This is a genomic window from Streptomyces sp. NPDC006544 (genome assembly GCF_040611715.1).
In the GTDB taxonomy this organism is placed as follows: Bacteria; Actinomycetota; Actinomycetes; order Streptomycetales; family Streptomycetaceae; genus Streptomyces.
Map to the genome: position 1 here is coordinate 1 of NZ_JBEXOV010000040.1, position 24530 is coordinate 24530.

General features: G+C 71.7%; 21 protein-coding genes, 1 tRNA gene and 1 riboswitch. Of the genes, 14 read left to right on the forward strand and 8 right to left on the reverse strand.

The window, feature by feature from the left end; translation table 11 throughout:
* Positions 1–119: 119 nt before the first annotated feature.
* Entirely contained in the window at positions 120–2549 is a 2430-nt protein-coding gene (locus ABZY44_RS19710; protein WP_356655456.1) for a YfhO family protein, read from the reverse strand.
* A gap of 192 nt (positions 2550–2741) precedes the next feature.
* On the opposite strand from ABZY44_RS19710, the gene ABZY44_RS19715 reads away from it, so the two are divergent.
* Positions 2742–3362, forward strand: coding sequence for a SurA N-terminal domain-containing protein (locus ABZY44_RS19715; RefSeq protein ID WP_356655458.1), 621 nt, complete (start codon positions 2742–2744; stop codon positions 3360–3362).
* A gap of 23 nt (positions 3363–3385) precedes the next feature.
* A complete protein-coding gene (locus ABZY44_RS19720; protein WP_356655460.1) occupies positions 3386–4375 on the forward strand; it encodes a nucleoside triphosphate pyrophosphohydrolase in 990 nt (329 codons plus the stop codon).
* Between the two features lie 71 nt (positions 4376–4446).
* On the opposite strand, the gene ABZY44_RS19725 is transcribed toward ABZY44_RS19720, so the two are convergent.
* On the reverse strand, positions 4447–5736 hold the full coding sequence (locus tag ABZY44_RS19725; protein ID WP_356655462.1) for a globin domain-containing protein: 1290 nt from the start codon (positions 5734–5736) through the stop codon (positions 4447–4449).
* A gap of 172 nt (positions 5737–5908) precedes the next feature.
* Here ABZY44_RS19725 and ABZY44_RS19730 point away from each other — a divergent pair, with 172 nt between their 5' ends.
* From ABZY44_RS19730 to ABZY44_RS19760, 7 genes are all read left to right on the forward strand, one after another.
* Positions 5909–7147, forward strand: coding sequence for a cytochrome P450 (locus ABZY44_RS19730; RefSeq protein WP_356655548.1), 1239 nt, complete (start codon positions 5909–5911; stop codon positions 7145–7147).
* A 142-nt stretch (positions 7148–7289) separates the two neighbouring features.
* Positions 7290–8315: a transglycosylase family protein gene (locus ABZY44_RS19735; RefSeq protein WP_356655464.1), complete on the forward strand. Its 1026-nt coding sequence runs from the start codon at positions 7290–7292 to the stop codon at positions 8313–8315.
* Positions 8316–8591: 276 nt separating this feature from the next.
* Positions 8592–8763, forward strand: a riboswitch (cyclic di-AMP (ydaO/yuaA leader).
* A 2-nt stretch (positions 8764–8765) separates the two neighbouring features.
* Positions 8766–9470 carry a transglycosylase family protein gene (locus ABZY44_RS19740; protein ID WP_356655466.1) on the forward strand — a complete coding sequence of 235 codons (705 nt, stop codon included), beginning with the start codon at positions 8766–8768 and terminating at the stop codon, positions 9468–9470.
* Positions 9471–9790: 320 nt separating this feature from the next.
* Positions 9791–11077, forward strand: a complete 1287-nt coding sequence (eno, locus tag ABZY44_RS19745; RefSeq protein WP_356655468.1) for a phosphopyruvate hydratase — start codon at positions 9791–9793, stop codon at positions 11075–11077.
* A 99-nt stretch (positions 11078–11176) separates the two neighbouring features.
* Positions 11177–11665 carry a septum formation initiator family protein gene (locus ABZY44_RS19750; RefSeq protein WP_356655470.1) on the forward strand — a complete coding sequence of 163 codons (489 nt, stop codon included), beginning with the start codon at positions 11177–11179 and terminating at the stop codon, positions 11663–11665.
* A 52-nt stretch (positions 11666–11717) separates the two neighbouring features.
* Positions 11718–12284 (forward strand): DUF501 domain-containing protein, encoded by a 567-nt coding sequence (locus tag ABZY44_RS19755; protein ID WP_356655472.1) that lies wholly within the window; start codon positions 11718–11720, stop codon positions 12282–12284.
* A complete protein-coding gene (locus ABZY44_RS19760; protein ID WP_356655474.1) occupies positions 12281–13252 on the forward strand; it encodes a Ppx/GppA phosphatase family protein in 972 nt (323 codons plus the stop codon). The genes ABZY44_RS19755 and ABZY44_RS19760 overlap by 4 nt, the downstream gene beginning before the upstream one ends.
* A 63-nt stretch (positions 13253–13315) precedes the next feature.
* On the opposite strand, the gene ABZY44_RS19765 is transcribed toward ABZY44_RS19760, so the two are convergent.
* A complete protein-coding gene (locus ABZY44_RS19765) occupies positions 13316–13573 on the reverse strand; it encodes a type II toxin-antitoxin system RelE/ParE family toxin (protein ID WP_356655476.1) in 258 nt (85 codons plus the stop codon).
* Positions 13570–13842: a type II toxin-antitoxin system Phd/YefM family antitoxin gene (locus ABZY44_RS19770; RefSeq protein WP_356655478.1), complete on the reverse strand. Its 273-nt coding sequence runs from the start codon at positions 13840–13842 to the stop codon at positions 13570–13572. Before ABZY44_RS19770 ends, ABZY44_RS19765 begins: the two co-directional genes overlap by 4 nt.
* Positions 13843–14323: 481 nt before the next feature.
* Between ABZY44_RS19770 and ABZY44_RS19775 the strand changes: the two genes are divergently transcribed.
* Both ABZY44_RS19775 and ABZY44_RS19780 read left to right on the forward strand, forming a co-directional pair.
* Positions 14324–15703: an NAD(P)/FAD-dependent oxidoreductase gene (locus ABZY44_RS19775; protein WP_356655480.1), complete on the forward strand. Its 1380-nt coding sequence runs from the start codon at positions 14324–14326 to the stop codon at positions 15701–15703.
* A 243-nt stretch (positions 15704–15946) separates the two neighbouring features.
* Positions 15947–17272: a cyclopropane-fatty-acyl-phospholipid synthase family protein gene (locus ABZY44_RS19780; protein WP_356655482.1), complete on the forward strand. Its 1326-nt coding sequence runs from the start codon at positions 15947–15949 to the stop codon at positions 17270–17272.
* Between the two features lie 99 nt (positions 17273–17371).
* On the opposite strand, the gene ABZY44_RS19785 is transcribed toward ABZY44_RS19780, so the two are convergent.
* Positions 17372–19924 carry an FtsX-like permease family protein gene (locus ABZY44_RS19785; RefSeq protein WP_356655484.1) on the reverse strand — a complete coding sequence of 851 codons (2553 nt, stop codon included), beginning with the start codon at positions 19922–19924 and terminating at the stop codon, positions 17372–17374.
* Positions 19925–19989: 65 nt separating this feature from the next.
* Entirely contained in the window at positions 19990–20754 is a 765-nt protein-coding gene (locus ABZY44_RS19790; protein WP_356655550.1) for an ABC transporter ATP-binding protein, read from the reverse strand.
* A 606-nt stretch (positions 20755–21360) separates the two neighbouring features.
* Here ABZY44_RS19790 and ABZY44_RS19795 point away from each other — a divergent pair.
* Positions 21361–21442 (forward strand) — tRNA-Leu (locus tag ABZY44_RS19795).
* Between the two features lie 246 nt (positions 21443–21688).
* Positions 21689–22540 carry a Bax inhibitor-1/YccA family protein gene (locus tag ABZY44_RS19800; protein ID WP_356655486.1) on the forward strand — a complete coding sequence of 284 codons (852 nt, stop codon included), beginning with the start codon at positions 21689–21691 and terminating at the stop codon, positions 22538–22540.
* Positions 22541–22660: 120 nt separating this feature from the next.
* Here ABZY44_RS19800 and ABZY44_RS19805 read toward each other — a convergent pair whose 3' ends face one another.
* Complete coding sequence (locus ABZY44_RS19805) at positions 22661–22891, reverse strand: DUF4287 domain-containing protein (protein ID WP_356655488.1); 231 nt, start codon at positions 22889–22891, stop codon at positions 22661–22663.
* 101 nt (positions 22892–22992) lie between these two features.
* Here ABZY44_RS19805 and ABZY44_RS19810 point away from each other — a divergent pair, with 101 nt between their 5' ends.
* Complete coding sequence (locus ABZY44_RS19810; RefSeq protein WP_356655490.1) at positions 22993–23358, forward strand: hypothetical protein; 366 nt, start codon at positions 22993–22995, stop codon at positions 23356–23358.
* Here ABZY44_RS19810 and ABZY44_RS19815 read toward each other — a convergent pair.
* The gene (locus ABZY44_RS19815; RefSeq protein WP_356655492.1) at positions 23342–24160 is read right to left on the reverse strand and encodes a hypothetical protein; all 819 of its coding nucleotides are present in this window, start codon (positions 24158–24160) and stop codon (positions 23342–23344) included. The genes ABZY44_RS19810 and ABZY44_RS19815 overlap by 17 nt on opposite strands.
* Between the last annotated feature and the right edge of the window lie 370 nt (positions 24161–24530).

The window sequence follows — 24530 nt, forward strand, 5'->3', positions numbered from 1 at the left end:
CCCTCGGGGGGCCGGGCCCGCGGCGCCCCCCCCGCCCCCCCCCCCCGCCTCCCACCCCCCCCCGCGGTGGGGGCGGCGGGCCCCGCCCGGCCCCCCCCCCGGCCCCGTGTCGTGCGGGGTCAGAGCGCGCGGACCCGGTCCCGGCGGCGCGGAACCCCCGCACGCGGCGGACGGTTCGCCGGCCCCGCCGTCCGGCCGCTCCGGCCGCCGCCGCCCCTCCAACTCGTCCGCAGGAGCACCGCGAGCGCCGCCAGGGCCGTGCCCGCGACCGCCGCCCCCGCCAGCAGGCCCGGAGGGCGGAAGGCGCAGCTGAGGGTGGTGGTGCGGCCGTCCAGGGGGACGGCGACCAGGCCCAGGCGGCCGGCGGCCGGGCTGCCGTTGCAGGTCCAGCCCGCGACGGCGGGCACCGAGAGCACCGCCGTACCCCGGCTGCCCGGGGGGAGGGTGGCGCGGACGGACGAGGACGACACCTCGACGGACACCGCCGCCGTGGCGCGCAGGCGCGTGACCGCCCCGGTCAGCAGGGACCGGTCCAGGCAGGACAGTTGCCAGTGCGCCGGGGCGCCCGCGTCGAAGACCAGCCCCGAGGCCGGCCCGTGCGAGACGCCCATCGGCTGCATCGCGGCCCGGTTGCGCGGCGGGTTCGCGTTCAGCCGGAAGGCCGGCCCGTCCGCGAGGCGGGCCGTCGCGTTGTACTCCGGGGCCCACAGGAAGGCCTCCGTGCCCGCGCGGCAGACCCCGGGGGCGAGCGGATCCTCGTACACCCGTGCGCCCAGCAGGAGTTCCTGGTTCGCGAAGGGCGAGGCGCCGAAGACGGGCTCCGGGCCCGGCGGCCGGGTGGTGACCAGGGGCGGGACCTCGGCGCGGGCGACCGTGCCGTCCGGCCGCAGGCGCGCCCCGACGGCGAAGACGGCGTCCGTCACCGGGTTGTCCAGGCTCTGTACGTTGCGTCCGCGCGAGGTCCAGCCCGCCCCGAGGGCCGCCATCGTCCGGGTGAACAGATCCGGGGTGTGGCTGCTGTAGTACGCGCCGCCCTCCCCGCCCAGCAGGATCGGATCGTTGCCCGTCAGTGCCGGCCGCCCCGCGTCCGTGCGGTACGCGGGCCAGCCACCGGCGCCCGCCAGGGCCTCGGCGCGGGCGGTGTGGGCCGGGCCCCAGGGCGGGTAGTCGTCCAGGCCCGCCAGTTTCCCCTTCTCGCCGTACGCGGTCGTCGCCGCCGCCTGGGCCAGCAGGACCAGGACCAGCGCGCCGGCCGCCGGGAACACCAGCCGGGGACGGCGCAGTGCCCACCAGGCCGCGCCGGAGAGCGCCAGTCCGCCGCCGAAGAGCGCGAGGCCCCACGCCGTCGCCAGTGCGCTGCCGCTCGCCGCGAGCAGGACGGCCGCCATCACTCCGGCGCCGCCCGCCAGCGCCCGCGGCCCCGGGACCCCCGCCGAGAGCCCGGCCCAGGCGGCGATCACGACGGTCCCGGCCAGCACGAAGGTCTGCCGGTACGGGCTCCCGTTCGGCGTCGCGAAGAGGTGCCAGGCCAGGTGTGTCGCCCTCCACTGGAAGGACAGCAGCACCAGGAGCACCAGCCCCGCCCAGTACAGCCGGGTCCGCCCCGCCACGGCCCGGTGGAACGGCAGGGCCGCCACCAGCAGCAGGGTCCCGGTCCCGATGAAGAGGGCGGGGGAGGAGAAGGAGTACGTGGCCGGCAGCAGGCGGGCCAGCAGGTCCGGCGCGGGCACCGGCTGGAACGGTTTGAACCAGCCCGGATAGGCCCCCTTCGAACTGAGGAAGAGGGGGAGGAGGACCGGAGCGGACAGCGCGACCCCGAGCACGGTCGCCGACGCCGCCCGCGCGCGGACCCGCAGCCGGTTCTTCACCCCCTCCCGCACGAGCACCACCCGCACCAGCAGCACCAGGAGAGCGCCCAGCGTCGCCATGTAGGCGGTGTAGAAGTTCGCCGTCCAGCAGACCGCGACCACGACGACGGCCGCCGCCGGACGGCGAGAGCGCAGCGCCCACTCACCCGTCAGGCACAGGAGCGGGAAGGCGATCAGCCCGTCCAGCCACATCGGGTTGTACGAGGCCTCGATCACCGACCAGCCGCACAGCGCGTACGAGGCCCCGAGCAGCCCCGCCGCCCACCACGGGCCGCGTCGCTGGGTGCGCAGCAGCCATGCCATCGCCGCCGCCGCGGCCGCCGTCCTGAGCACGATGACCGCGTACACCGCGAGGTCGACGTCCTGCCGCGGGAAGAGCCCCACCAGGACCGCGAACGGACTGCTCAGGTAGGTCCCGAAATCCGGCAGGAAGCTGGTCCCGTACCCGGACTGCCAGTTCAGCAGCAGGCCGCCCTCGGCGCGCCCGTGCAGCAGGTCCCACAGACGGGCGTGGAAGGGTACGAACTGATTGCCGAGATCGTTGACGCCGCGATGGCGCGGCCCGTACGGGAAGACGCGAGCGACGGCGTCCCCGGCGCACACGGCCACCGTCGCGACGAGGGCGCCGAGGGCCGAGCCGAGCAGGCTCGTGCGGCGCGGGGAGCGGTGCGGTGTCGACATGGTGGGCCGACCTTGGCATCGCCACAGGACCGGAGGGTGGCCACCGGATGGCGCTGGCACGAACGGCGCAGCACCCCAACACCCCCGGAATCGTTGGTCGAACCGGTGGCTCTGGTCACCTCTACTGCATAACATCGATCATCGCACGGCCCTTGTGCACCGACGCACAATCTCCCGGCCCTGGAGGCTCCTTTGCACCGTCGCACAGCGCTCTCCGTCTCCGCCGCCCTCCTGGTGGCGGCCCCCTTGCTGTCCGCCTGCTCGGGCCAAGCCCGCCCCGGCACCGCGGCCGTCGTCGGCGGCGAACGGATCACCACCTCCGCGCTCCAGGCCCAGGTGAACGACGTCCGCACCGCGCAGAACCGCTCCGAACACTCGGCCGAGCTCATCGCGGCCATCCCCCAGCTGGACCGGGTCAAGCTCGGCGCGATGATCCAGAGCCGGATCCTGGACCGGATGGCCGAGGACGCCGGGATCGCCCTCACCCCGAAGGAACTGCAGGAGGAGCGCAAGGCCTACGACCAGGGCAACGGCGGGACCGAGGCCTTCGAGGCGACGATCCTGCAGAAGGCCGCCATGGCACCCGACCAGATCGACCGCTGGGTCCGCGACCAGGTCCTGTTCACCAAGCTCAACGCCAAGTACGGCGAGGGCAAGCTCTCCGAGCCCGCCTCGAAGGCGGCGTCCGGGCTCGGCATCGAGGTCAACCCGCGCTACGGCGCCTGGGACGCCCAGAAGGTCGGCCTCGGCGAGGCCAAGACCTCCTGGATCACCCAGGTCACCCGCCCCGAGCAGCCCCCGGCCGGAGCGTAGGCGCGGAGAGGTAGGTTCGGAGGGTGACTGACGACGTACCCTCCGAGCCCACCGGCCGCATCGTCCTGCTGACCACCAGCCACCGGGTCGCCCCCGGCGTGCTGTCCTGGCCGGCCTGGCAGACCCTGCACGCCGCGGACCGGGTGCTGTGCGCCGACCCCGGCCATCCGCAGCTCCCGTACCTTCGTGAGGCCGGCATCGAGGTGGTGCACGCGGTCCCGGACGCCCACGAGCTCGTCGAGGCCTGCGCCGGCGGGCGCACGGTCGTGGTGATCCCCGGGGGCGAGGGCGACCAGCGGCTCACCGACGCACTCGCCCGCCTGGCCGGCTCGGGCCGCGTCAGCATGCCCGACCTGGAACTCCTACCGGGCTCCTACGACCTGCCGGGCGCCCGCCTGATCGACCTCGTCCAGGTCATGGACCGGGTCCGGCGCGAATGCCCCTGGACCTCGCAGCAGACGCACGAGGGCCTGGTGAAGTACGCCATCGAGGAGGCGTACGAGCTGGTCGAGGCCATCGAGGACGGCGACCGCGAGGAACTGCGCGAGGAGCTCGGGGACGTCCTGCTCCAGGTCGTCTTCCACGCCCGCATCGCGGAGGAGGGCGGCCCCGGTGAAGAGGACGAACCGTTCTCCATCGACGACGTGGCCGGCGCCCTCGTCGAGAAGCTCATCCACCGCCACCCCCACGTCTTCGGCGACGCCGAGGCGCACACGGCACAGGACGTCAACGAGCACTGGCAGCGCACCAAGCAGGTGGAGAAGCAGCGGGAGTCGGTGACCGACGGGGTCCCGCTCGGTCAGCCCGGTCTCGCGCTCGCGGCCAAGCTCGTCGGCCGGGCCCGGGCGGGCGGCGTGGCCGTGGAGCTCCCGCGCGGCGAGGGCATCGGGTACGAACTGCTGGAACTGGCCGCGCGCGCCGAGGCGGCGGGCACCGATCCCGAGACCGCGCTGCGCGCGGCGGCCCGGGTGTACCGGGAAGCGATCCGGGCGGCCGAAGGCGTCGGCGCGTAGCCGCCGGCGCCGCGAGGCCTCCGCCGTCCAGCCGGTCGTCCGGTCGTCCGCTCGTCCGCTCGTCCGCTCGTTCAGTACGGCCGCGGCGCGCGCCCCGAGGGGTTGTGCCAGTACGGGTCCGGCCGGTTCAGGAACCACTCCCCGAAGCCCGTCGGCCGGTCCCGCCGGCCCTGGCCGGGGTCGTGGTCGCGGTCCGGGCCCTCGTCCGGGTCATCGTCCGGGTCCTCGTCCGGCCCTTGGTTCCGGCCGTGGCCCCTGCCACCGCCGGGTACGGCGTCGTAGAAGACCCGGCCGGGGTGGGCGCCGAGCTCCTCCACCAGGTACGAGGTCTCCTCGACGAACCGCGGCGGACCGCTGAGGTAGACGTCCTGGTCGGGCCAGAGCCCCCGGTTGCTGAGCGCGGTCGCCAGCCGGTCGGTGGCCTGGTTGCGGTGGCGCCCGGGGGCCGGGGTGATGTACGTGACGCTCAGCCAGTCGAAGGCGGCCGCGCACGCGTCGATGAGCGGGCGGTCGTAGAGGTGCGCGGCGTCCCGGGCGACCACGAAGAGCCGTACGTCCTGATCGGGAGGGCGGCCCGCCAGCTCCTCCAGCATGGCGCGGATCGGGGCCCAGCCGGTGCCGGCGGCTATGAAGGAGACGGGGCGGTCCTCGCGGCGGAAGGTCAGCCGCCCGCCGGCCGCGCCGAGGCGCAGAACGTCGCCGGGCCGTGCGTCGCGGACCAGGGCGGTGCTGAGGCGGCCCCGCTCGATCCGGCTGACGTGCAGGTCGACGGTGCCGTCGGCGCGGGGCGCGTTGCCGAGGGAGTACGTGCGCCAGGTCCTCGGGACCCGCGCGCTGCTCACGCTCGTGTACTGGCCGGGCAGATAGGGGAAGGGCGCGTGCGGGCGCAGCGTCAGGACGGCCATGTCCTGCCCGTACAGCAGGTGGCGCACGACCTCGGCGTCCCACCACGGCGGGTCCTCGCCGGCGGCGGCGCCGGCCATCATCGCGTCGGCGATGACCTGGTACGCCTCGGACCAGGCCTTCTCGACCTCGCGGGACCAGGCCTCGCCGGAGGCTTGCGCGAGCGCGGCGAGGAGGCTGGCGCCGACGGCGGCGTAGTGCTCGGGGGTCGCGAGGAACTTGCGGTGGTCGCGGCCGAGGTCGTGGAGATAGGGGAGGAGGGTCTCGTTCTCCAGGTGCGCGATCACGTGCGTGAGGGCGGCGAAGAGCCGGTCCCGCTGGCGTTCCATGTCCTCGGGGGCGGCCGGGAAGAGCTCACGGACTCCGGGGTTGTGCCAGAACAGGTGGGTGTAGAAGAACTTGGCCGCGTGCTCGGCCCGTCTCTCCACCACCGCGAAGCTGCTTTTCAAGATCCTCACATCCACAAACCCGAAAGTAGGAACACAGGGGAAGGTGAGGTCAAGCCTTGGATGATCTGCGGACAGCCGCGACGAACCACGCATATGGGTTGGTGGTCCCGGGGCGGGATACGGTCTCCAGGTGCACGAGCAGACCCCCGCAGCCCCCGAAGACCCCTCCGCCGCCCGGTCCGTGGACGGATCCGGCCCGACCCTGTTCGACTGGGAGTTCGCGACCGATCCGTACCCGGCGTACGCCTGGCTGCGCGAGCACGCCCCCGTGCACCGCACGAAGCTCCCCAGCGGGGTCGAGGCCTGGCTGGTCACCCGGTACGCCGACGCCCGCCAGGCCCTCGCCGACCAGCGGCTCAGCAAGAACCCGGTCCACCACGCCGAGCCCGCGCACGCCAAGGGCAAGACGGGGATCCCGGGGGAGCGCAAGGCCGAGCTCATGACCCACCTGCTCAACATCGACCCGCCGGACCACACGCGTCTGCGGCGGCTGGTGTCGAAGGCGTTCACCCCCCGCCGCGTCGCCGAGTTCGCCCCGAGGGTCCAGGAGCTGACCGACCACCTGATCGACCGGTTCGCGGCCAAGGGGGAGGCCGACCTCATCCACGAGTTCGCGTTCCCCCTCCCCATCTACGCCATCTGCGAGATGCTCGGCGTACCGCGCGAGGACCAGGACGACTTCCGCGACTGGGCGGGGATGATGATCCGCCACGGCGGCGGGCCCCGGGGCGGCGTAGCGCGGTCGGTGAAGCAGATGCGCACCTACCTCGGCGAGCTCATCCACCGCAAGCGCGAGGATCCCGGGGACGACCTCATCTCCGATCTGATCCGGGCCAGCGACCACGGCGACCACCTGACGGAGGCCGAGGCCACCGCCATGGCCTTCATCCTCCTGTTCGCGGGTTTCGAGACCACGGTCAACCTCATCGGCAACGGCGTCCACTCCCTCTTCATGAACCCGGACCAGCGCGAGCGCCTCCAGAGATCCCTGGCCGCGGGCGAGAGCGAGCTGCTCGCCACCGGGGTCGAGGAGCTGCTGCGCTACGACGGCCCCGTGGAGCTGGCGACCTGGCGGTTCGCCACCGAAGCGTTCGTCCTCGGCGGTCAGGACATCGCGGCGGGCGACCCGGTCCTGGTGGTCCTCGCGGCCGCCGACCGCGACCCCGACCGGTTCGCCGAGCCGGACACCCTCGACCTCTCCCGGACCGACAACCAGCACCTCGGATACGGGCACGGCATCCACTACTGCGTCGGCGCCCCGCTCGCCCGCCTCGAAGGGCAGACCGCCCTCGCGACCCTGCTGACGCGGCTGCCCGACCTGGAACTGGCCGTGCCGGCCGCGGAGCTGCGCTGGCGCGGCGGCCTCATCATGCGCGGGCTGCGGACGCTTCCGGTTCGGTTCACGGGGCAAACAGGCTGAAAACGTACTGACCTGAAGTCAGCCAACGCCCAAACTTGTGACAGGCGTTCGAAGCCCGCTAGGTTCTGCCGTTACCCCGCCGTTATGCGAAAGGTGCAACCTCATGGGTTCCGGGAACGGCCGCCACAGACGCCCCCGACAAGTGCCCGCACTTGTCGTCACCGCCGGAGTCGCCGGCTCCGCACTCGCCCTGCCGCTGTTCGCGGCGACCGGCGCGAGCGCGGCAGAGACCACCACGTGGGACAAGGTCGCCGAGTGCGAGAGCGGCGGCACGTGGAGCGCGAACTACGGCAGCGGCTCCTACGGCGGGCTGCAGTTCACCCAGGAGGAGTGGAGGAGTGCCGGGGGCCTCGACTTCGCCCCGCGCGCCGACCTCGCCAGCCGGTCCCAGCAGATAGCCGTGGCCGAGCGGGTCCTGGCCTCCGAGGGCCCGGCGGCGTGGTCGCAGTGCGGGACCTCGGCGGGACTGTCGCAGCAGGCGCCCGCCGCGGGCGTGGACCCGGGCGTTCCCCGGGAGTCCAGGCCCGCGTCCCCCTCCGTGGCGCGGCCGGACTCCGTCGTCCCCTACCTCGGCTCGGACACCCCGTCCACGGACTTCGGCGCCCCGACGCCCGCCGTGCCGTCCCCGACGGACACGCCCTCGTTCATGCTCCCCGACTTCCCGCTGCCCGTGATGCCGCATCCGGACCAGCCGACCGGGCCCACGCTCCCGGTGGACCCGACGGCGCCCACGACCCCGTCCGCGGGCCCGACGGATCCCACGACGCCCACGGCACCCACGACTCCGCTCCCGCCCGTGGACCCGACGGCGCCCGCCGTCCCGTCCCTCCCCGCGGACCCGACGGCGCCGACCGGTACGACGGCACCCGTCTCGCCGACCGCCCCGGCGACCCCCGACGCCACTGCCGGCCCGGCCGGCACGACGGCCGACGGGACGCAGGGCGGCGGCAAGCACCGCGGCCCGGCCGCGGTCGAGGCGCCGGTCACACTTGATGCGGTGTCGGACCCGAAGTACACCGTGAAGACGGGCGACACCCTGGTGACCATCGCGGACGCCAACGGAGTGACGGGCGGCTGGAACGCGCTCTACGAGGCCAACGAGCAGGTCATCGGCGGGAACGCCAACCTCATCAAGCCGGGCCAGAATCTGGATCTAACGCACGAATAGGGACACTTGAGGCGCCCGGGAAGAACCTGATTGTCCGTTTTCCGTAAGTGAGACATGTGTCTCTTCCGGTCAACTGGCGTGTCCGGTTCCCCGGGTTCCGCAAACCCCGTCCTCACCTGCGCAAACACCCCTGGGAAGAGCGCAAGTAGGCACCGTTTCCCCCCGGTGGCCCTCGTTGAACATCGGGGGGAGACCTGTCTACCTTCTGAATCGCTCGCCACCGCGGGCTCCTTCGACCGCATCGCCGAATCCTGCCGGCGGCCGGGGGGAACACTCGTCGCGCAAGCGCCGAAGGCAGGAGCGGGGGAACCAAGGTAGGCGCCGGAACCGGCCGTTGAGAGACGGTCACGGAACCGGCTAGGGGTTAAGACAGGCGCTAGGTCGCCTGGCCGGGCACTCACTCGCCCGAACCCGACAGCTCACCTCGAAGGCGTCGGTGAGGAGAACTCCATGCTGCTTTCCGCCAAGGGCAAGCACCGCCGCGGCTCCAAGGCCGTCCGCATCGTCACGCTCGCCGGCGTCGCCGGTGTGGCCGTCGCGGCCCCGCTGATGGCCGCGGGCACCGCTTCCGCTGCGACCACCTCCGAGTGGGACCGCGTCGCCTCCTGCGAGGCCGGCGGCAACTGGGCCATCAACACGGGCAACGGCTACTACGGCGGCCTGCAGTTCTCGTCCTCCACCTGGGCCGCCTACGGCGGCAAGGCGTACGCCGCGCAGGCCAACCAGGCCTCCAAGAGCCAGCAGATAGCCATCGCCGAGAAGGTCCTCAAGGGCCAGGGCAAGGGTGCCTGGCCGTCCTGTGGCGTGGGCCTGTCGAACTCCGCGTACAACGGTGGCGCGGCCGAGGCCGCTCCGAAGGCGGAGACGAAGAAGACCGAGACCAAGAAGACCGAGCCGAAGAAGACCGCGCCGAAGACGGAGAAGCGCTCCGAGGCCACCTCCCGCTCCGAGCGTCCGGCCGCCCCGGCCAAGCCGAAGACCGAGGCCCCCAAGACCGGCAACGGCTCCTACGAGGTCAAGTCCGGCGACACGCTGGGCACCATCGCCTCCTCGGCCGGCGTCTCCGGCGGCTGGGAGAAGCTCTTCGAGCTCAACAAGGACGTCGTCTCGGACGCCGACCTGATCTTCCCGGGTCAGAAGCTGAAGCTCAGCTGAATCCCGCGGTGACACCTCCGCGGCCGCGTTCGCGGCACACGTGATTCCCGCCGCCCGGCGCGTGGCCCCCACGCGCCGGGCGGCGCCGTGCGTCCTGACGATCCGCCGGGTGACGGCCGCGCGAAGGCCGGGCGCCGGGTGCGGCGAGTCTCTGCGATCAAGAGCCCTATGTCCTGTAAGAGGGGCATTCAGACCCTTTTTCGTCCCACCACACGGGCGGTCGGGCGGCCCGGTGCCCGGAGACGGTTAGGCTCTAAGCGGCAAGGCCATCCCACGGCCTGACACGCCACCGCACACCCAGCGTCACATCCCAGAAGGAGATGCTCGTGCCGTCCATCGACGTCGTCGTAGCCCGGGAAATCCTGGACTCCCGAGGCAACCCCACGGTCGAGGTCGAGGTGGGCCTCGACGATGGCAGCACCGGCCGTGCTGCAGTCCCGTCCGGCGCCTCCACCGGAGCGTTCGAAGCCGTAGAGCTCCGTGACGGTGACCCCAACCGCTACATGGGCAAGGGCGTCGAGAAGGCCGTCCTCGCCGTCATCGAGCAGCTCGGCCCGGAGCTCGTCGGCTACGACGCCACCGAGCAGCGCCTGATCGACCAGGCGATGATCGACCTGGACGCCACCGAGAACAAGGGCTCCCTCGGCGCCAACGCCATCCTCGGTGTCTCCCTCGCCGTCGCGCACGCCGCGTCCGAGGCCTCCGACCTCCCGCTCTTCCGCTACCTCGGCGGTCCGAACGCGCACCTGCTGCCCGTTCCGATGATGAACATCCTGAACGGCGGGTCGCACGCCGACTCCAACGTCGACATCCAGGAATTCATGATCGCCCCGATCGGCGCGGAGTCCTTCTCCGAGGCCCTTCGCTGGGGTGCCGAGGTCTACCACACCCTGAAGAAGGTCCTGCACACCAAGGGCCTCTCCACCGGTCTGGGTGACGAGGGCGGCTTCGCGCCGAACCTCGAGTCGAACCGCGCCGCTCTCGACCTCATCGTCGAGGCCGTCAAGCAGGCCGGCTACGTCCCGGGCAAGGACATCGCGCTCGCGCTCGACGTCGCCGCGTCCGAGTTCTACAAGGACGGCAAGTACGAGTTCGAGGGCCAGTCCCGCTCGGCCGCCGAGATGACCGACTACTACGCGGAGCTCGTCGACGCGTACCCGCTCGTCTCCATCGAGGACCCGCTGTTCGAGGACGACTGGGCCGGCTGGAAGACCCTCACCGACCGCCTCGGTGCCAAGGTCCAGATCGTCGGCGACGACCTCTTCGTCACCAACCCGGAGCGCCTCGCCCGCGGCATCGAAGAGGGCTCGGCCAACGCCCTGCTCGTGAAGGTGAACCAGATCGGTTCGCTGACCGAGACCCTCGACGCCGTCGAGATGGCCCAGCGCAACGGCTTCAAGTGCATGATGTCGCACCGCTCCGGCGAGACCGAGGACGTCACCATCGCCGACCTCGCGGTCGCCGTGAACTGCGGCCAGATCAAGACCGGCGCCCCGGCCCGTTCGGACCGTGTCGCCAAGTACAACCAGCTGCTGCGCATCGAGGAGATCCTCGACGACGCCGCGGTGTACGCGGGCCGCTCCGCCTTCCCGCGCTTCAAGGGCTGATCAGTCCTTCAGGGCGCAAGCCTCCCTACGTCCCCGCACTCGGTCCCGTACCGTGTGCGGGGACGTATTGCGTCGCGTGTACATAGGGGAGGCGGATCAATGGCCGGGAACCGGGACCGGTTCGCCACGTTCTCGACGGCGACCAGGCTCAAGCAGCTGGGCGAGCGGACCGCGGCACACGTCTACCGCTCGCAGTCCCGCCGCCAGGTGCGCCGCAGCCGGCTCACCGGCCGGGCCGCCCTGCTCGTCCTCGTCCTCTGTACCCTGGTCGTCGCCCTCGCGTATCCGATGCGCCAGTACGTGTCCCAGCGTTCGGAGATCGCGAAGCAGCAGAAGGCCGCCGCCTCCGCGCGGGACCGGCTGGAACGGCTGCGCGACGAGAAGGCACGCTGGCAGGACGACGCGTACGCGGAGCAGCAGGCGCGCAAGCACCTGCACTTCGTCCGGCCGGGCGAGATCAGCTACATCATGAGCGACCCCGGGGCCGAGGCCGCCGAGCACCGACGCAAGGGACAGGCCGCGACCGACCGCCCCTGGTACTCCAACGTCTGGGACGGCGTCGACAAGGCCGACCGCCCGGGCGACTGAGACGCACCCCCGCACGAGCCCATCCACGAGAACGAAAAGACTTCCTCCAGGCATGCAGACGCCCCCGCCCCAGACCGACCGGACCGAGCCGACCGCCGCAGACATCGAGGCGTTCGAGCAGCAGCTCGGCCGCCCGCCGCGCGGGCTGCGCGCCATCGCGCACCGCTGCCCCTGCGGGCAGCCGGACGTGGTGGAGACCGCCCCGCGGCTCCCCGACGGCACCCCCTTCCCGACGCTGTACTACCTGACCTGCCCCCGCGCCGCCGGTGCGATCGGCACGCTCGAGGCCAACGGCGTGATGAAGGAGATGCAGGGCCGCCTCGCCGGGGACCCGGAGCTGGCCGCCGCCTACCGGGCCGCGCACGAGGACTACCTCACCCGCCGCGACGCCATCGAGGTGCTCCAGGGCTTCCCCAGCGCCGGCGGCATGCCGGACCGGGTGAAGTGCCTGCACGTGCTGGTCGGCCACTCGCTGGCCGCGGGCCCGGGGGTGAACCCCTTCGGTGACGAGGCCCTGGCCATGCTGCCCGAGTGGTGGGCCAAGGGTGCCTGCGTCACGCCGTGCGCCGAGAGGAACGACGCGGAGAAGAAGGACGCGGAGAAGGAGTCCGGCGCATGACCCGGGTCGCGGGCGTCGACTGCGGTACGAACTCCATCCGGCTCCTCGTCGCGGACTGCGACCCCGGTACGGGCGAGCTCGTCGAGCTGGACCGCCGGATGACCGTCGTCCGCCTCGGCCAGGGCGTCGACAAGACGGGCCGGCTGGCCCCCGAGGCGCTGGCGCGCACCTTCGCGGCCTGCCGCGAGTACGCGGCGGTCATCAAGGAACTCGGGGCCGAGCGCGTGCGCTTCGTGGCGACCTCGGCCTCCCGGGACGCCGAGAACCGGGACGAGTTCGTCCAGGGCGTGCTGGACATCCTGGGCGTCGAACCCGAGGTGATCTCCGGCGACCAGGAGGCGGAGTTCTCCTTCTCGGGCGCGACCAAGGAGCTGACGGGCCGCACCGACCTGGAACGCCCCTTCCTGGTCGTGGACATCGGCGGCGGCTCGACCGAGTTCGTGGTCGGCGACGACCACGTCCAGGCGGCCCGCTCGGTCGACGTGGGCTGCGTCCGGATGACCGAGCGTCACCTGACGGTCGACGGGGTCGTCAGCGATCCGCCGACCGAGGCGCAGGTCGCGGCCATACGGTCCGACATCGAGGCGGCGCTGGACCTGGCCGCCGGGACGGTCCCGCTGGCGCGGGCGCGCACGCTGGTCGGCCTGGCCGGCTCGGTGACGACGGTCGCCGGGATCGCGCTCGGTCTGACGGAGTACGACTCGCAGGCGATCCACCACGCGCGGATCCCGTACGAGACGGTCCGCGCGATCAGTGAGCGGATGCTGACGCTGACCCACGCCGAGCGCGCGGCGATCCCGGTGATGCACCCGGGCCGGGTCGACGTGATCGGCGCGGGCGCGCTGGTCCTGCTGGCGGTCATGGAGCGCGTGGGCGCCTCGGAGGTCGTGGTCTCGGAGCACGACATCCTCGACGGCATCGCGATCAAGACCGCGGAAGAGGTCGAGGCCGGCAAGCAGCGGTCCTGATCGGCCGCATCGCTGAACGGTTGGGGCTCGCGGTCAGCTGACCGCGAGCCCCAACCGTCGTCCTCAGAGGGTGCGGTAGACGTCACGGCGGTCGCCGACCTCGACGACGAGGATGACGAGCTCTCCGTCCAGGACCCGGTAGCTGCCGACCCGGAGTCGGTAGAGGCCACAGGGGCCGGTGAGCTTCTTGATGTCGGCGTCCTCGCGGAAGGGGTCGTCCCCCAGCGCGGTCAGTGCGGCCAGGACGCGCATCGCGGCAGGCTTGTCGATCGTCCGAAGCTGCCGCTGTGCCGCGGTGGTGAACCGGAAGGCGTACTTCACGCCGGGTCGTCACCGCTCTCGGTGAACAGGTCGGCCAGCAGCTCGGCCATGGTCACCGTCGCGCCGCCTTCGGCCAGCACTGCCTCCGCCTCGCGTGCGAGCAGTTCGTCGGCCGCCTCTTCGAGCGCGTTGAAGTCCGCGATGGGGACCAGGGCGGCCACGGGGGCGCCGTTGCGGGTGATTATGGTCGGTGCGCCCTGCTGGGCACGGTTGATGTGGTCCGCGAGGTGGGCGCGGGCTTCGCGCACGGTCACAGCGTTCTCACTCATGACGCCGGCGTACGCACGCCTGTGTACACGTGCGCTGCACGCGCAACGAGGTGTGGGTTCACCGGAGCGCCGCCGCCGTGTTCCGGGTTCACCCGGCCCGGTTGATGTGGTCCGCGGGCCTCGAATCCCGCCCTCCGGATGAAGTTCGTGAAGTTCTTCACAAGGAAAAGATGTGCAGGAGGCCGCTGGAGGAGCCTTTTGGGTGCCTCGAGAGCCACTCGAGCCTTCATTTGGTGAGCGTTCGTGCGAATGGAGCCCGGCGCGAAGGTCTGCCGGTAGGTATCCACGAACCCGGTGGTCTACTCCGCTTACGGGGCTGGAGGCCAGTTCAGCACTGGTGTTCAACGACTCCCGTTACCTCCTGGTTCCCGCTTCGCGCCATGACCTGGGTCACGTGGGCGGCGGAGTGTAGCAGAGGGGCTCGAGGTCCTTGTGAAGGGGCTCACGAGCGTCACTCCGTGGGGTGCTGGATACTTTTCCCATGAGCACCACGGAGCGTCCCAGGATCCTCGTTGTAGGAGGTGGGTACGTAGGCCTGTACGCAGCCAAGCGCATCATGAAGAAGATGCGCTACGGCGAGGCGACCGTCACGGTCGTCGACCCGCGCTCGTACATGACCTACCAGCCCTTCCTCCCTGAAGTGGCCGCAGGCAGCATCTCGCCTCGGCACGTCGTCGTCCCGCTGCGACGCGTGCTGCCCAAGGCTGAGGTTCTCACCGGCCGGGTCACGAACATCGACCAGGACCGCAAGGTCGCCGTCGTCACGCCGCTGGTCGGCGAGGCGTACGAGCTGCCTTTCGACTACCTGGTGATCGCGCTCGGCGCCGTCTCCCGCACCTTCCCGATCCCCGGCCTCGCCGAACAGGGCATCGGCATGAAGGGCGTCGAAGAGGGCATCGGCCTGCGCAACCACGTACTCGAGCAGCTCGACAAGGCCGAGTCCACGACGGACGAGGACGTCCGCCGCAAGGCCCTCACCTTCGTCTTCGTCGGCGGCGGCTTCGCCGGTGCGGAGACCATCGGCGAGGTCGAGGACATGGCCCGCGACGCCGCGAAGTACTACTCCAGCATCAAGCGCGAGGACATGCGCTTCATCCTGGTCGACGCGGCCGACAAGATCCTCCCCGAGGTCGGGCCCAAGCTCGGCACCTGGGGCAAGGAGCACCTCGAGTCCCGCGGCATCGAGATCTACCTCAGCACCTCCATGGACTCCTGCGTGGACGGCCACGTCGTGCTGAAGAACGGCCTCGAGGTCGACTCCAGCACCATCGTGTGGACCGCCGGCGTCAAGCCCAACCCGGCGCTGGCCCGCTTCGGCCTGCCGCTCGGCCCCCGCGGCCACGTGGACGCCCAGCCGACCCTCCAGGTCACGGGCACGGACTACATCTGGACCGCCGGCGACAACGCCCAGGTGCCCGACCTCGCCGCCCGCAAGGCCGGCGTGGAGAACGCCTGGTGCCCGCCGAACGCCCAGCACGCGCTGCGCCAGGCCAAGGTCCTCGGCGACAACGTCATCTCGGGCATGCGGGGCTTCCCGCAGTCGGACTACTCGCACTCCAACAAGGGTGCGGTGGCGGGTCTCGGCCTCCACAAGGGCGTCGCGATGATCGTCATGGGCAAGATGAAGATCAAGCTCAAGGGCCGGCTCGCCTGGTACATGCACCGTGGCTACCACGGCATGGCCATGCCGACCTGGAACCGCAAGATCCGCGTCTTCGCCGACTGGACCCTCGCCATGTTCCTCAAGCGCGAGGTCGTCTCCCTCGGTGCTCTGGAGACCCCCCGCGAGGAGTTCTACGAGGCCGCCAAGCCGGCTCCGGCCGCCGTCGCCGCCCCGGCCGAGAAGGCCAAGGCCTCCTGACCCCGTCCGGCGGGACCAGCGGGACCGGCGCCGGGCCGAGCACGCCCGGTACGGACCAGTAGGACCAGCAGGACCAGCACGACCCAGCGTGACCCGAAGGGGCCGCCCGCCATCCGTGGTGCGGGCGGCCCCTTCGGCGTACCTCGAGCACCGCTCGGATGCGCGGGCGGTGGACCCGTCCGGCGGCTTATCCGCCGCCCAGGACGGGTAGACGCTTGGGTCGGACCTTTCTGGAGGTGGGCCATGACCGACGCCGCGCTGCGGCTGGCCGCTACGGCCGAGACCCTGCTCGGCACCCCCCTGCCCGTGCGCGTGAGGGCCTGGGACGGCAGTGAAGCGGGACCGCCCGGCGGCCCCGTGCTCGTCCTGCACCGCCGCCGCGCCCTGCGCCGGCTGCTGTGGAAGCCGGGCGAGCTGGGCCTGGCACGGGCCTGGGTCTCGGGGGAGATGACGGTGGAGGGCGATCTGTTCGCCCTCCTCGAACAGGTGGCGCCGCTGCTGTGGGAAAGCGGCAGGCCGCCCGGCGAAGAGCCGGCGGACCGGGCGCCCGACGGACTGCGGTCCCTGCTGCGCGACCCCGCGCGGCGGGCGGCCGTACGGGACCTCGTGCGCCTGGCCCGGCCGTGGCCGGCGCCCGCGCCGCCGTCCGAGGAGGCCGAGCGGCGCGGCGGACCGCGCCACACCAGGGGCCGCGACCGCGATGCCATCAGCCACCACTACGACGTGGGCAACGAGTTCTACGCCCACGTGCTCGGCCCCTCGATGGTGTACTCCTGCGCCTATTGGAGCCCGGGCGGCACGTTGGAGGAGGCCCAGCGCGACAAGCTCGACCTGGTCTGCCGCAAACTGGCCCTGCGTCCCGGGGACCGGCTCCTGGACGTCGGCTGCGGCTGGGGCTCCATGGCCCTGCACGCGGCGCGCGAGTACGGCGTCCGGGTCACCGGGATCACCCTCTCGCGCGAGCAGGCCGCCTTCGCGCGCAAGCGGGTGGCCGAGGAGGGCCTGGCCGACCTGGTCGAGATCCGGGTGCAGGACTACCGGGACGTCAAGGACGGTCCGTACGAGGCCATTTCCTCCATCGGCATGGCCGAGCACGTGGGCTCCGACCGCTACCGCGCGTACGCCCGGACCCTGTACGGGCTGCTGCGGCCCGGCGGCCGGCTGCTGAACCACCAGATCGCCCGGCGCCCCGAGCCCGACGAAGAGGCGTACCGGATCGACGAGTTCATAGACGCCTACGTCTTCCCCGACGGCGAGCTCTCCCCGCTCGGCACCACCGTCGGGGAACTGGAGCGGGCCGGTTTCGAGGTCCGCGACGTGGAGGCGCTGCGCGAGCACTACGCGCTCACCCTGCGGGCCTGGGTGGCGCGGCTGGAGAAGCACTGGGACGAGGCCGTCCGGCTGACCTCCCCCGGGCGGGCCCGCGTCTGGCTGCTGTACATGGCCGCCTCGGCGCTCGGCTTCGAGCGCAACCGGCTCGGCGTCAACCAGGTGCTGGCCGTGCGCACCGACGGCCGGGGCCCGGCGGACTCCGGGATGCCGCTGCGCGCCCGCGAGTGGCGGGCGTAGCGCGCGCGGGCTGACGGGGAAAACGGCCGGGGGCCCCGCGACGTGACGTCGCGGGGCCCCCGGCCGTCGTGCGGACGGTCCTGGTGCGGCAGCGGTCGGCTACTCCGTCTTGATGGCGGTCAGCATGTTCAGCCGGGCGGCGCTGCGGGCCGGCCACATGGCCGCCAGGGCGCCGACGATGCCGGCCAGCAGCATGAAGATCGCGATCCGGTCGAAGGGGATGACCAGGGCGTAGTCCGGGATCGAGGCCTTGAGGGTCTCGCCGACCGCCCAGGCGATGAAGGTGCCGAGGACCACCCCGATCACCGCGCCGAAGAGGGAGATCACGATGGCTTCCAGGCGGATCATGTTCTTGACCTTGCCGCGGTCCAGGCCGATCGCCCGCAGCATGCCGATCTCCTGCGTCCGCTCGTACACGGACATCGCCAGGGTGTTGACGACGCCGAGGACCGAGATGATCAGGGCCATGCCGAGCAGGCCGTACATGATGTTCAGGGCGGTGTTGATGATGCCGCCCATCTCGTTGCGGATGTCCTGCTGGGTGGCGAAGGTGATCGCCGGGTTCTTGCCGAGGGCGTCGACGAGGGACTGCTCGGCCTTCTCCGAGGCGCCGCCGTCCATCTTGACGTAGACCTCGCGGATGTGCGGCTCCTCGCTGTGCCGGTCGAGCACGGTGTGGTCGATCACGTAGGGGGAGAGCATGCCCTGCATGTCCTTGTAGATCGCGCCGACCTTGAGGTCCGCCTTCTGGTCGTCCTCGAAGGTGGCCTTCAGCGTGGAGCCGACCGACAGACCGGCGCTCTTCGCGGTCTTCTCGGCGACCGCCACCTCGCCCTTGGCGAGGCTGTCCATCTGCCCGCTGACCACGTCGAAGTGGAGGAGCTGGCCGATGGCGGCCGGGCTGACGCCGGAGACGGAGTGGAACTCCTCGCCGTCACCGGTCCGCAGGAACCCGTCCTGCTGCGGGGAGACCGCCTTGACGCCCGGGGCCTTCGCCAGGGCCGGGAGCACGGAGGGGTCCAGGGTGCCCATCGTGTTGCCCATGGAGACCTTGTAGTCGGCCTTGAGGTGGTCCGTGGTCATCCGGTCGATGGCCTCGCCCATGGTGATGCCGAGCACCGACAGGGCCGTGACCAGGGTCAGGCCGATGGCGAGGGAAGCGGCGGTGACGGCGGTGCGGCGCGGATTGCGGACCGCGTTCTGCGCGGCGAGCTTGCCGGCGACGCCGAAGACCTTCTCCAGCAACGGGCGGACGGCGGTGATGACCGGACGGGAGAGCGCCGGCAGCAGGATGATGATGCCGATCATCGTGAAGAAGGCGCCGGCGCCGATCATCGTCTTGCCGTCCTTGCCGGTCATCGCGCCGCCGAGGATGGCGAGCAGACCGAGCAGGGTGAACGCGCCGCCGATGCTGTTGCGCAGCACCAGGGACTTCGCGGTGGCCGGCAGGTGGGCGCTGCCCATGGCGGCGACCGGGGCGATCTTCGCGGTGCGGCGGGCGGGCAGCCAGGCGGCGAGCATCGTGACGAAGACGCCGATGCCGATCGCGGCGGCGACGGTGAGGGGGGCGACGACCAGCGGGCCGGCCGGGATCTTCGCGCCGAAGGCGCCCATCGCGGAGCGCATGCCGATGGCGAGGCCGACACCGGCGATCAGGCCTACGGCGGAGGAGACCACGCCGACGACCAGGGCCTCGGCCAGGACCGAGCGCTTGACCTGGCCGCGGTTGGCGCCCACGGCGCGCAGCAGGGCCAGCTCCTTCGTGCGCTGGGCGACCAGCATGGTGAAGGTGTTGTAGATCAGGAAGACGCCGACGAAGAGTGAGATCAGCGCGAACGTCAGCAGCATCTGGTTCATGCTGGTCATGCCGTCGCTGATGTTCTTGGCCTGTTCGGCGGCGAGCTGCGCGCCGGTCTGGGCCCTGGCGTCCTTGCCGATGAGGGGCTTGATCTCGGCGAGCAGCCTGTCGGCGTCGGCGCCGGCCTTGGCGCTGATGGAGAGCTCGTCGTAGAACCCGGGTGCCAGGTAGAGCTGCTGGGCGGTCGGGGTGTCGAACAGGACCAGCGAGCCGCCCGCGTTCACCTGGCCGTCCTCCGTGGTGAAGACGCCGGCGAGGGTGTACTCCTTGGCCGGTCCGTTCTCGGCCACGCGGACCTTGTCGCCGACCTGGTACTTGCCGCGCCGGGCCGTCTCCTTGTCGAGCGCGATCTGGTCGGCGCCGGCCGGGCCGTTGCCGTCGAAGAAGGCGTAGCGGGGGTCCTTGCCGTCCTTCAGCGGGACGAAGTTGGCGCCGGCGTTGGACCAGCCGGTGCCGATCAGCTTGCCGTCCTGGTCGCCGACGGCGGCGAAGCCCTGGACGCGGCCCGAGGCGGCGTCCACATCGCGGAGCGCCTTGACCCTGTCGAGGGTCTGCTGGCTGATGCCCGGCTCGCCCTCCTTGACGCCCTGATCGTTGCGGGAGGGGCCATAGGAGGTGACCGAGACGGCTACGCCCTCGAAGCTCTTGGCGGACTGGTTCGACATCGCCTTGCCGACGGTGTCGGTGAAGACGAGCGTGCCGGAGACGAAGGCGACGCCGAGGACGACGGCGAGCACCGTCATCAACAGCCGGGCCTTGTGCGCGAGCACGTTGCGCAGGGCGGTACGGAACATGGTGGAGGAGTCCAGGTGGTCAGGGGTCGGCGGGGACGGGCGTCGGAGCGGGGAGCGGGCGTCCCTCAGCTGGTGCGGCCCTTGGCGTCGAAGGCCTTCATGCGGTCGAGCACGCCGTCCGCGGTCGGGTTCAGCATCTCGTCGACGATGCGGCCGTCGGCGAGGAAGATGACGCGGTCCGCGTAGGAGGCGGCGACCGGGTCGTGGGTGACCATCACCACGGTCTGGCCGAGCTCGCGGACCGAGTTGCGCAGGAAGCCGAGGACTTCGGCGCCCGAGCGCGAGTCCAGGTTTCCGGTCGGCTCGTCACCGAAGATGATCTCGGGGCGGGAGGCCAGGGCGCGGGCGACGGCCACGCGCTGCTGCTGACCGCCGGAGAGCTGCGTGGGGCGGTGGCCGAGGCGGTCGGAGAGGCCGACCATCGAGATCACCGAGTCGAGCCACTGGCGGTCGGGCTTGCGGCCCGCGATGTCCATGGGGAGCGTGATGTTCTCCAGGGCCGTCAGCGTCGGCAGCAGGTTGAAGGCCTGGAAGATGAAGCCGATCTTGTCCCGGCGCAGCTGCGTGAGCTGCTTGTCCTTCAGGGTGGAGAGCTCGGTCTCGCCGATCCGGACGGACCCGGCGGAGAAGGTGTCCAGGCCGGCGACGCAGTGCATCAGCGTGGACTTGCCGGAGCCCGAGGGGCCCATGATCGCGGTGAACTGGCCCGCGGCGAAGTCCACGGAGACGTTCTCCAGAGCGACCACCTGGGTCTCGCCCTGGCCGTACACCTTGGAGAGGCCGGTGGCGCGCGCGGCGACGGCCTGGGTGGTGTGCGGGGCGTAGTTCATGGTGGTCACGGATCGACTCCTCGGGCTGCGGACCGGGCTCACGGTCCGCGGTGGGCGGGACCTCCCCATCGTCAGGGCGCCCACCCCTTCCGCGGATCAGCCGTGGTGCCCGTTCTCCGGCCCACTCGAGTCTGACGCGGACGGGTCCGCCTCCTCCTTTGGGATGACGGCCGCCGGGCCCAAGGAGGGGGTGGGCGGGGGCCGGTGGGCACGCGGCGGGGCGCCGGCCGCGGCCCGCTCGGGTGGCCGGCGCGGGCGCCCGGGCGGCGGCGCGGCGGGGCCGGTACGGGGCGTGCGACGGGGGCGGTACGGGGTGTTGCGGGGCGCGCGGCGGGGCGCGGAGAGGGGCGTGCGGCGGGGCGCGGTGCGAGGAGGGTGGCGCGAGGGGTGGCGCGGGGGTGGCGCGGGCCATCGAAATCCCGTCAATCCCACGGCGCCATGATCGACGCGGGCAGGGGGCCGACCGTGCGTTCTCCGTCCTGACACTCCATCAATCACCAATAAAATCAGACAACATCGGCGAGAACCCCAGGTGGGGGTGCGGGCGTTGCCGATAGGCTCGACCGTAGCGTTCAAGGTTTTTCCAAGGGGGCCGCTACGCCCTGCGCCCGGATGGTGGAATGCAGACACGGCGAGCTTAAACCTCGCTGACCTTCGGGTCGTGCCGGTTCAAGTCCGGCTTCGGGCACGACGACGTTCCGTCCGACCGGAACGTGCGAACGGCGGGGGCGCCCGAAGGGCCCCCGCCGCCGCCCTCGCACGACCCCGTACCCCGTGCCCCGTCGCCGGGCGATGCCGGGCAGGATCACGCGCGGGATTCCGGCCCCTTTGCCGGTCCCGTCCCGGAAAGATCCTCCTCGAGCAGTAGGGCGATTCCTTTGCTACCGCATTACTCTTGACGCGAGGCCGCGCACGGTGGCCACGGAGGAGTGAGATGAGGAGCAGCAACCCGGTCTTCTCGCGACGGGGGTTCAGCCGCGACAACGGCGCTTACGCGGGCTTCGGCACGCAGCAGCCCCAGGCCGGGACCACGACCAACCCGTACGCGACCAACCCGTACGCGACCGACCCGGCCACGGGTATGCCGCAGGCTCCGGTCCGCGGAAATGCGATGACCATCGACGACGTCGTGAGCCGTACGGCCATGACGCTCGGCACGGTCGTCCTGACGGCGGTCATCTCCTGGATCGCGCTGCCCGTCGACCCGGCCAACATCAACAAGTCGTACGGCATCGCCATCGGCGCCGCGCTCATCGCGTTCGTCCTCGCGATGGTGCAGTCGTTCAAGAGCAAGCCCGTACCGGCGCTGATCCTGGCCTACGCGGCGTTCGAGGGTGTCTTCCTCGGTGTCATCAGCTCGGCCACCAGCACCTACATCAGCCCGGGCGTGGTCATCCAGGCCGTGATGGGCACGATGTGCGTCTTCGCCGGCGTACTGATCGCCTACCGGATGCGCTGGATCAACGTGAACCGGCGCTTCGTCGGCTTCGTGCTGGCCGCCGCCATGGGCTTCATGCTCCTGATGGCCGTCAACCTGCTGTTCGCCGTCTTCGGCGGCGGCGACGGCCTGGGCTTCCGCAGCGGCGGTCTCGGCATCCTCTTCGGCGTCATCGGCATCATCCTCGGTGCCTGCTTCCTCGCCCTGGACTTCAAGCAGGTCGAGGACGGCGTGACCTACGGCGCCCCGCGCGAGGAGTCCTGGCTGGCGGCCTTCGGCCTCACCATGACCCTGGTGTGGATCTACATGGAGATGCTGCGCCTGATCTCCATCCTCAAGGGTGACTAGCAGCAGGACCGGCCGGACCCGATGAGCTGAGGAAGGCCCCGCGAGCAAGAGCTCGCGGGGCCTTCCCGCGTGTCGGGGGCCGACGGAATCGGGGGACTTAGGACAGGGGCAGGGGCTCGCTCAGCCGAACTTGCGGGCGGCCCTGCGCAGGTCGTGCTCGTGGATGATCGCCTTGGCCTGGCCGTACGAGAGTTCGTGCGCGCCGAGAAGCCAGCTGACCTTCTCCTCGAACCGGAAGAGGGACGGACCGTCATCCACGGTGCGCAGCCAGTCGGACAGCTCACGACCGGTGCTCCCGGGAATTCTGTCGATCATGTTGCGGTGGGTCTGCTCGGAGAACTCTACGGACATGGGCGCCTCCGGAGGTATCGCCGGTCTGCTCTCGTCACGCCACCGTGCCGGAGAGTTCGCCCGTTGGCAATGGTGCCGTGGCGGCGCGTAAGGTCGGCCGGGTGCTCGATACCTCACCCCTGACCGTCGCCGTGGAACGTTTCGCCGACCGGTTGCGGGCCGCGCCGCAGAGCCGGCTCCAGCGGGGTGCCGCCGAGGCGGCGCTGGAACTGGCCCGGGAACTGTCCGTACGGGCGCAGCGGCTGGAGGCGGCCGCCCGGGGCTCCGCGGACGCCCAGGGGGCGGCTGCGGAGCGCGAGATGCCGGACGCGGGGATCTTCGTCGTCGGCGACCAGGTGGCCGTGGCCGGGCTGGACCTCGCCGAGGCGCTGCGCTCGGCGGCCCCGGACGGCACGAAGGCCCCGTCCGCGATGCTGGACGAGGCCGTACGGCTGGTGGAGCTGGCGGAAGTCAGAGCGATGCGATGACGCGGTCGGCGAGGATGTAGACGTTGCTGTCCGGGTCCTCGGCGTCGCCGCAGGAGAAGGTCAGGGCGTAGGCGCCGGAGATGCCCGAACCGCCCAGCAGGACCGGGGCGCTGCCCGAGCGCAGGGCCTCGGCCAGGCGCTCCGCGGTCTCCCGGTGGCCCGGGGTCATGCAGAGCGTCGTGCCGTCGGTGAAGACGTACACGTCCAGGGTGCCGAGCGGGCCGGGGCGGACGTCCGCGAGGGCCGTACGGGCCTCCGCGAGCTCTTCCAGGCGGCTGACCGTACGCTCGTGGTCGACGCCGGGGTGCGACTGGACCGGTACGAAGTCGGGGTGCGAGGGGTGGCGTCGGCGGGCGGCGGCCAGCTCGGCCGACTCCGCGCCCAGATCGGCGTCCTGGTACTCGTCGGCCGGCTCGTCCCCGAGCAGCGGCTCCAGACCGACCAGGTCCACCTGGCGCGGCAGGAAGACCGGGCTGTCGTCGCCGAGGCCGGACGGCCCGCCCAGCAGCGAGGGGGCGTCGGCGGCGTCACGCGCCTCCTGGGCGGCCCAGAACGCACGCGCCTCGGCGAGCTCGCGCTCGCGCTCCTCGGCGAGGGCCTCGGCCACGGCGGCTCGTATCTCGGCTGCGGGGGACTCCACGGCGGCGCGGGCGTGCGGCACGGACGCGCCGCGCGGGTGCGCCGAGGTGACCAGCTCACCGCGCAGCCCCGTGACCTGCTTGCGCAGGCCGTGGACGGCGTGCAGCGCAGCCGCGCCGACGGCCGTGGCAGCGGCCGTGGACAGCAGTAGGGCAAGAGACATGGCGCTCACTGACTAGCTCCTGGTTGATTCGATCCCCCGACTTCCTACATCAGCTTGTCCTCACCTGGGAATGGCCGGCAGTGCATTACGTCATGAATTGGACAGGCCTTTCGTCCCAGGGCCCCCGCCGGAACATGGTCTGACCTGGGGATATGACGATCCCCCAAGATGAAGGTCACATCCTGGGGGACATTTGGTCACAGATTGGCCGCGACAGGATTGGATTCGCAGTCCGTACGGGGCCCGGGATCGAGCGGATCCCGTGCGGCGCCTGACCTCGGGCCTTGATCGGTCCGGCCGCGGCCGGCCGAGCCGTGTTCGGCCGGTCGCGGAGCGCTCAGGGCGCGCATCCTCCTCGCCCGCGTCCTCG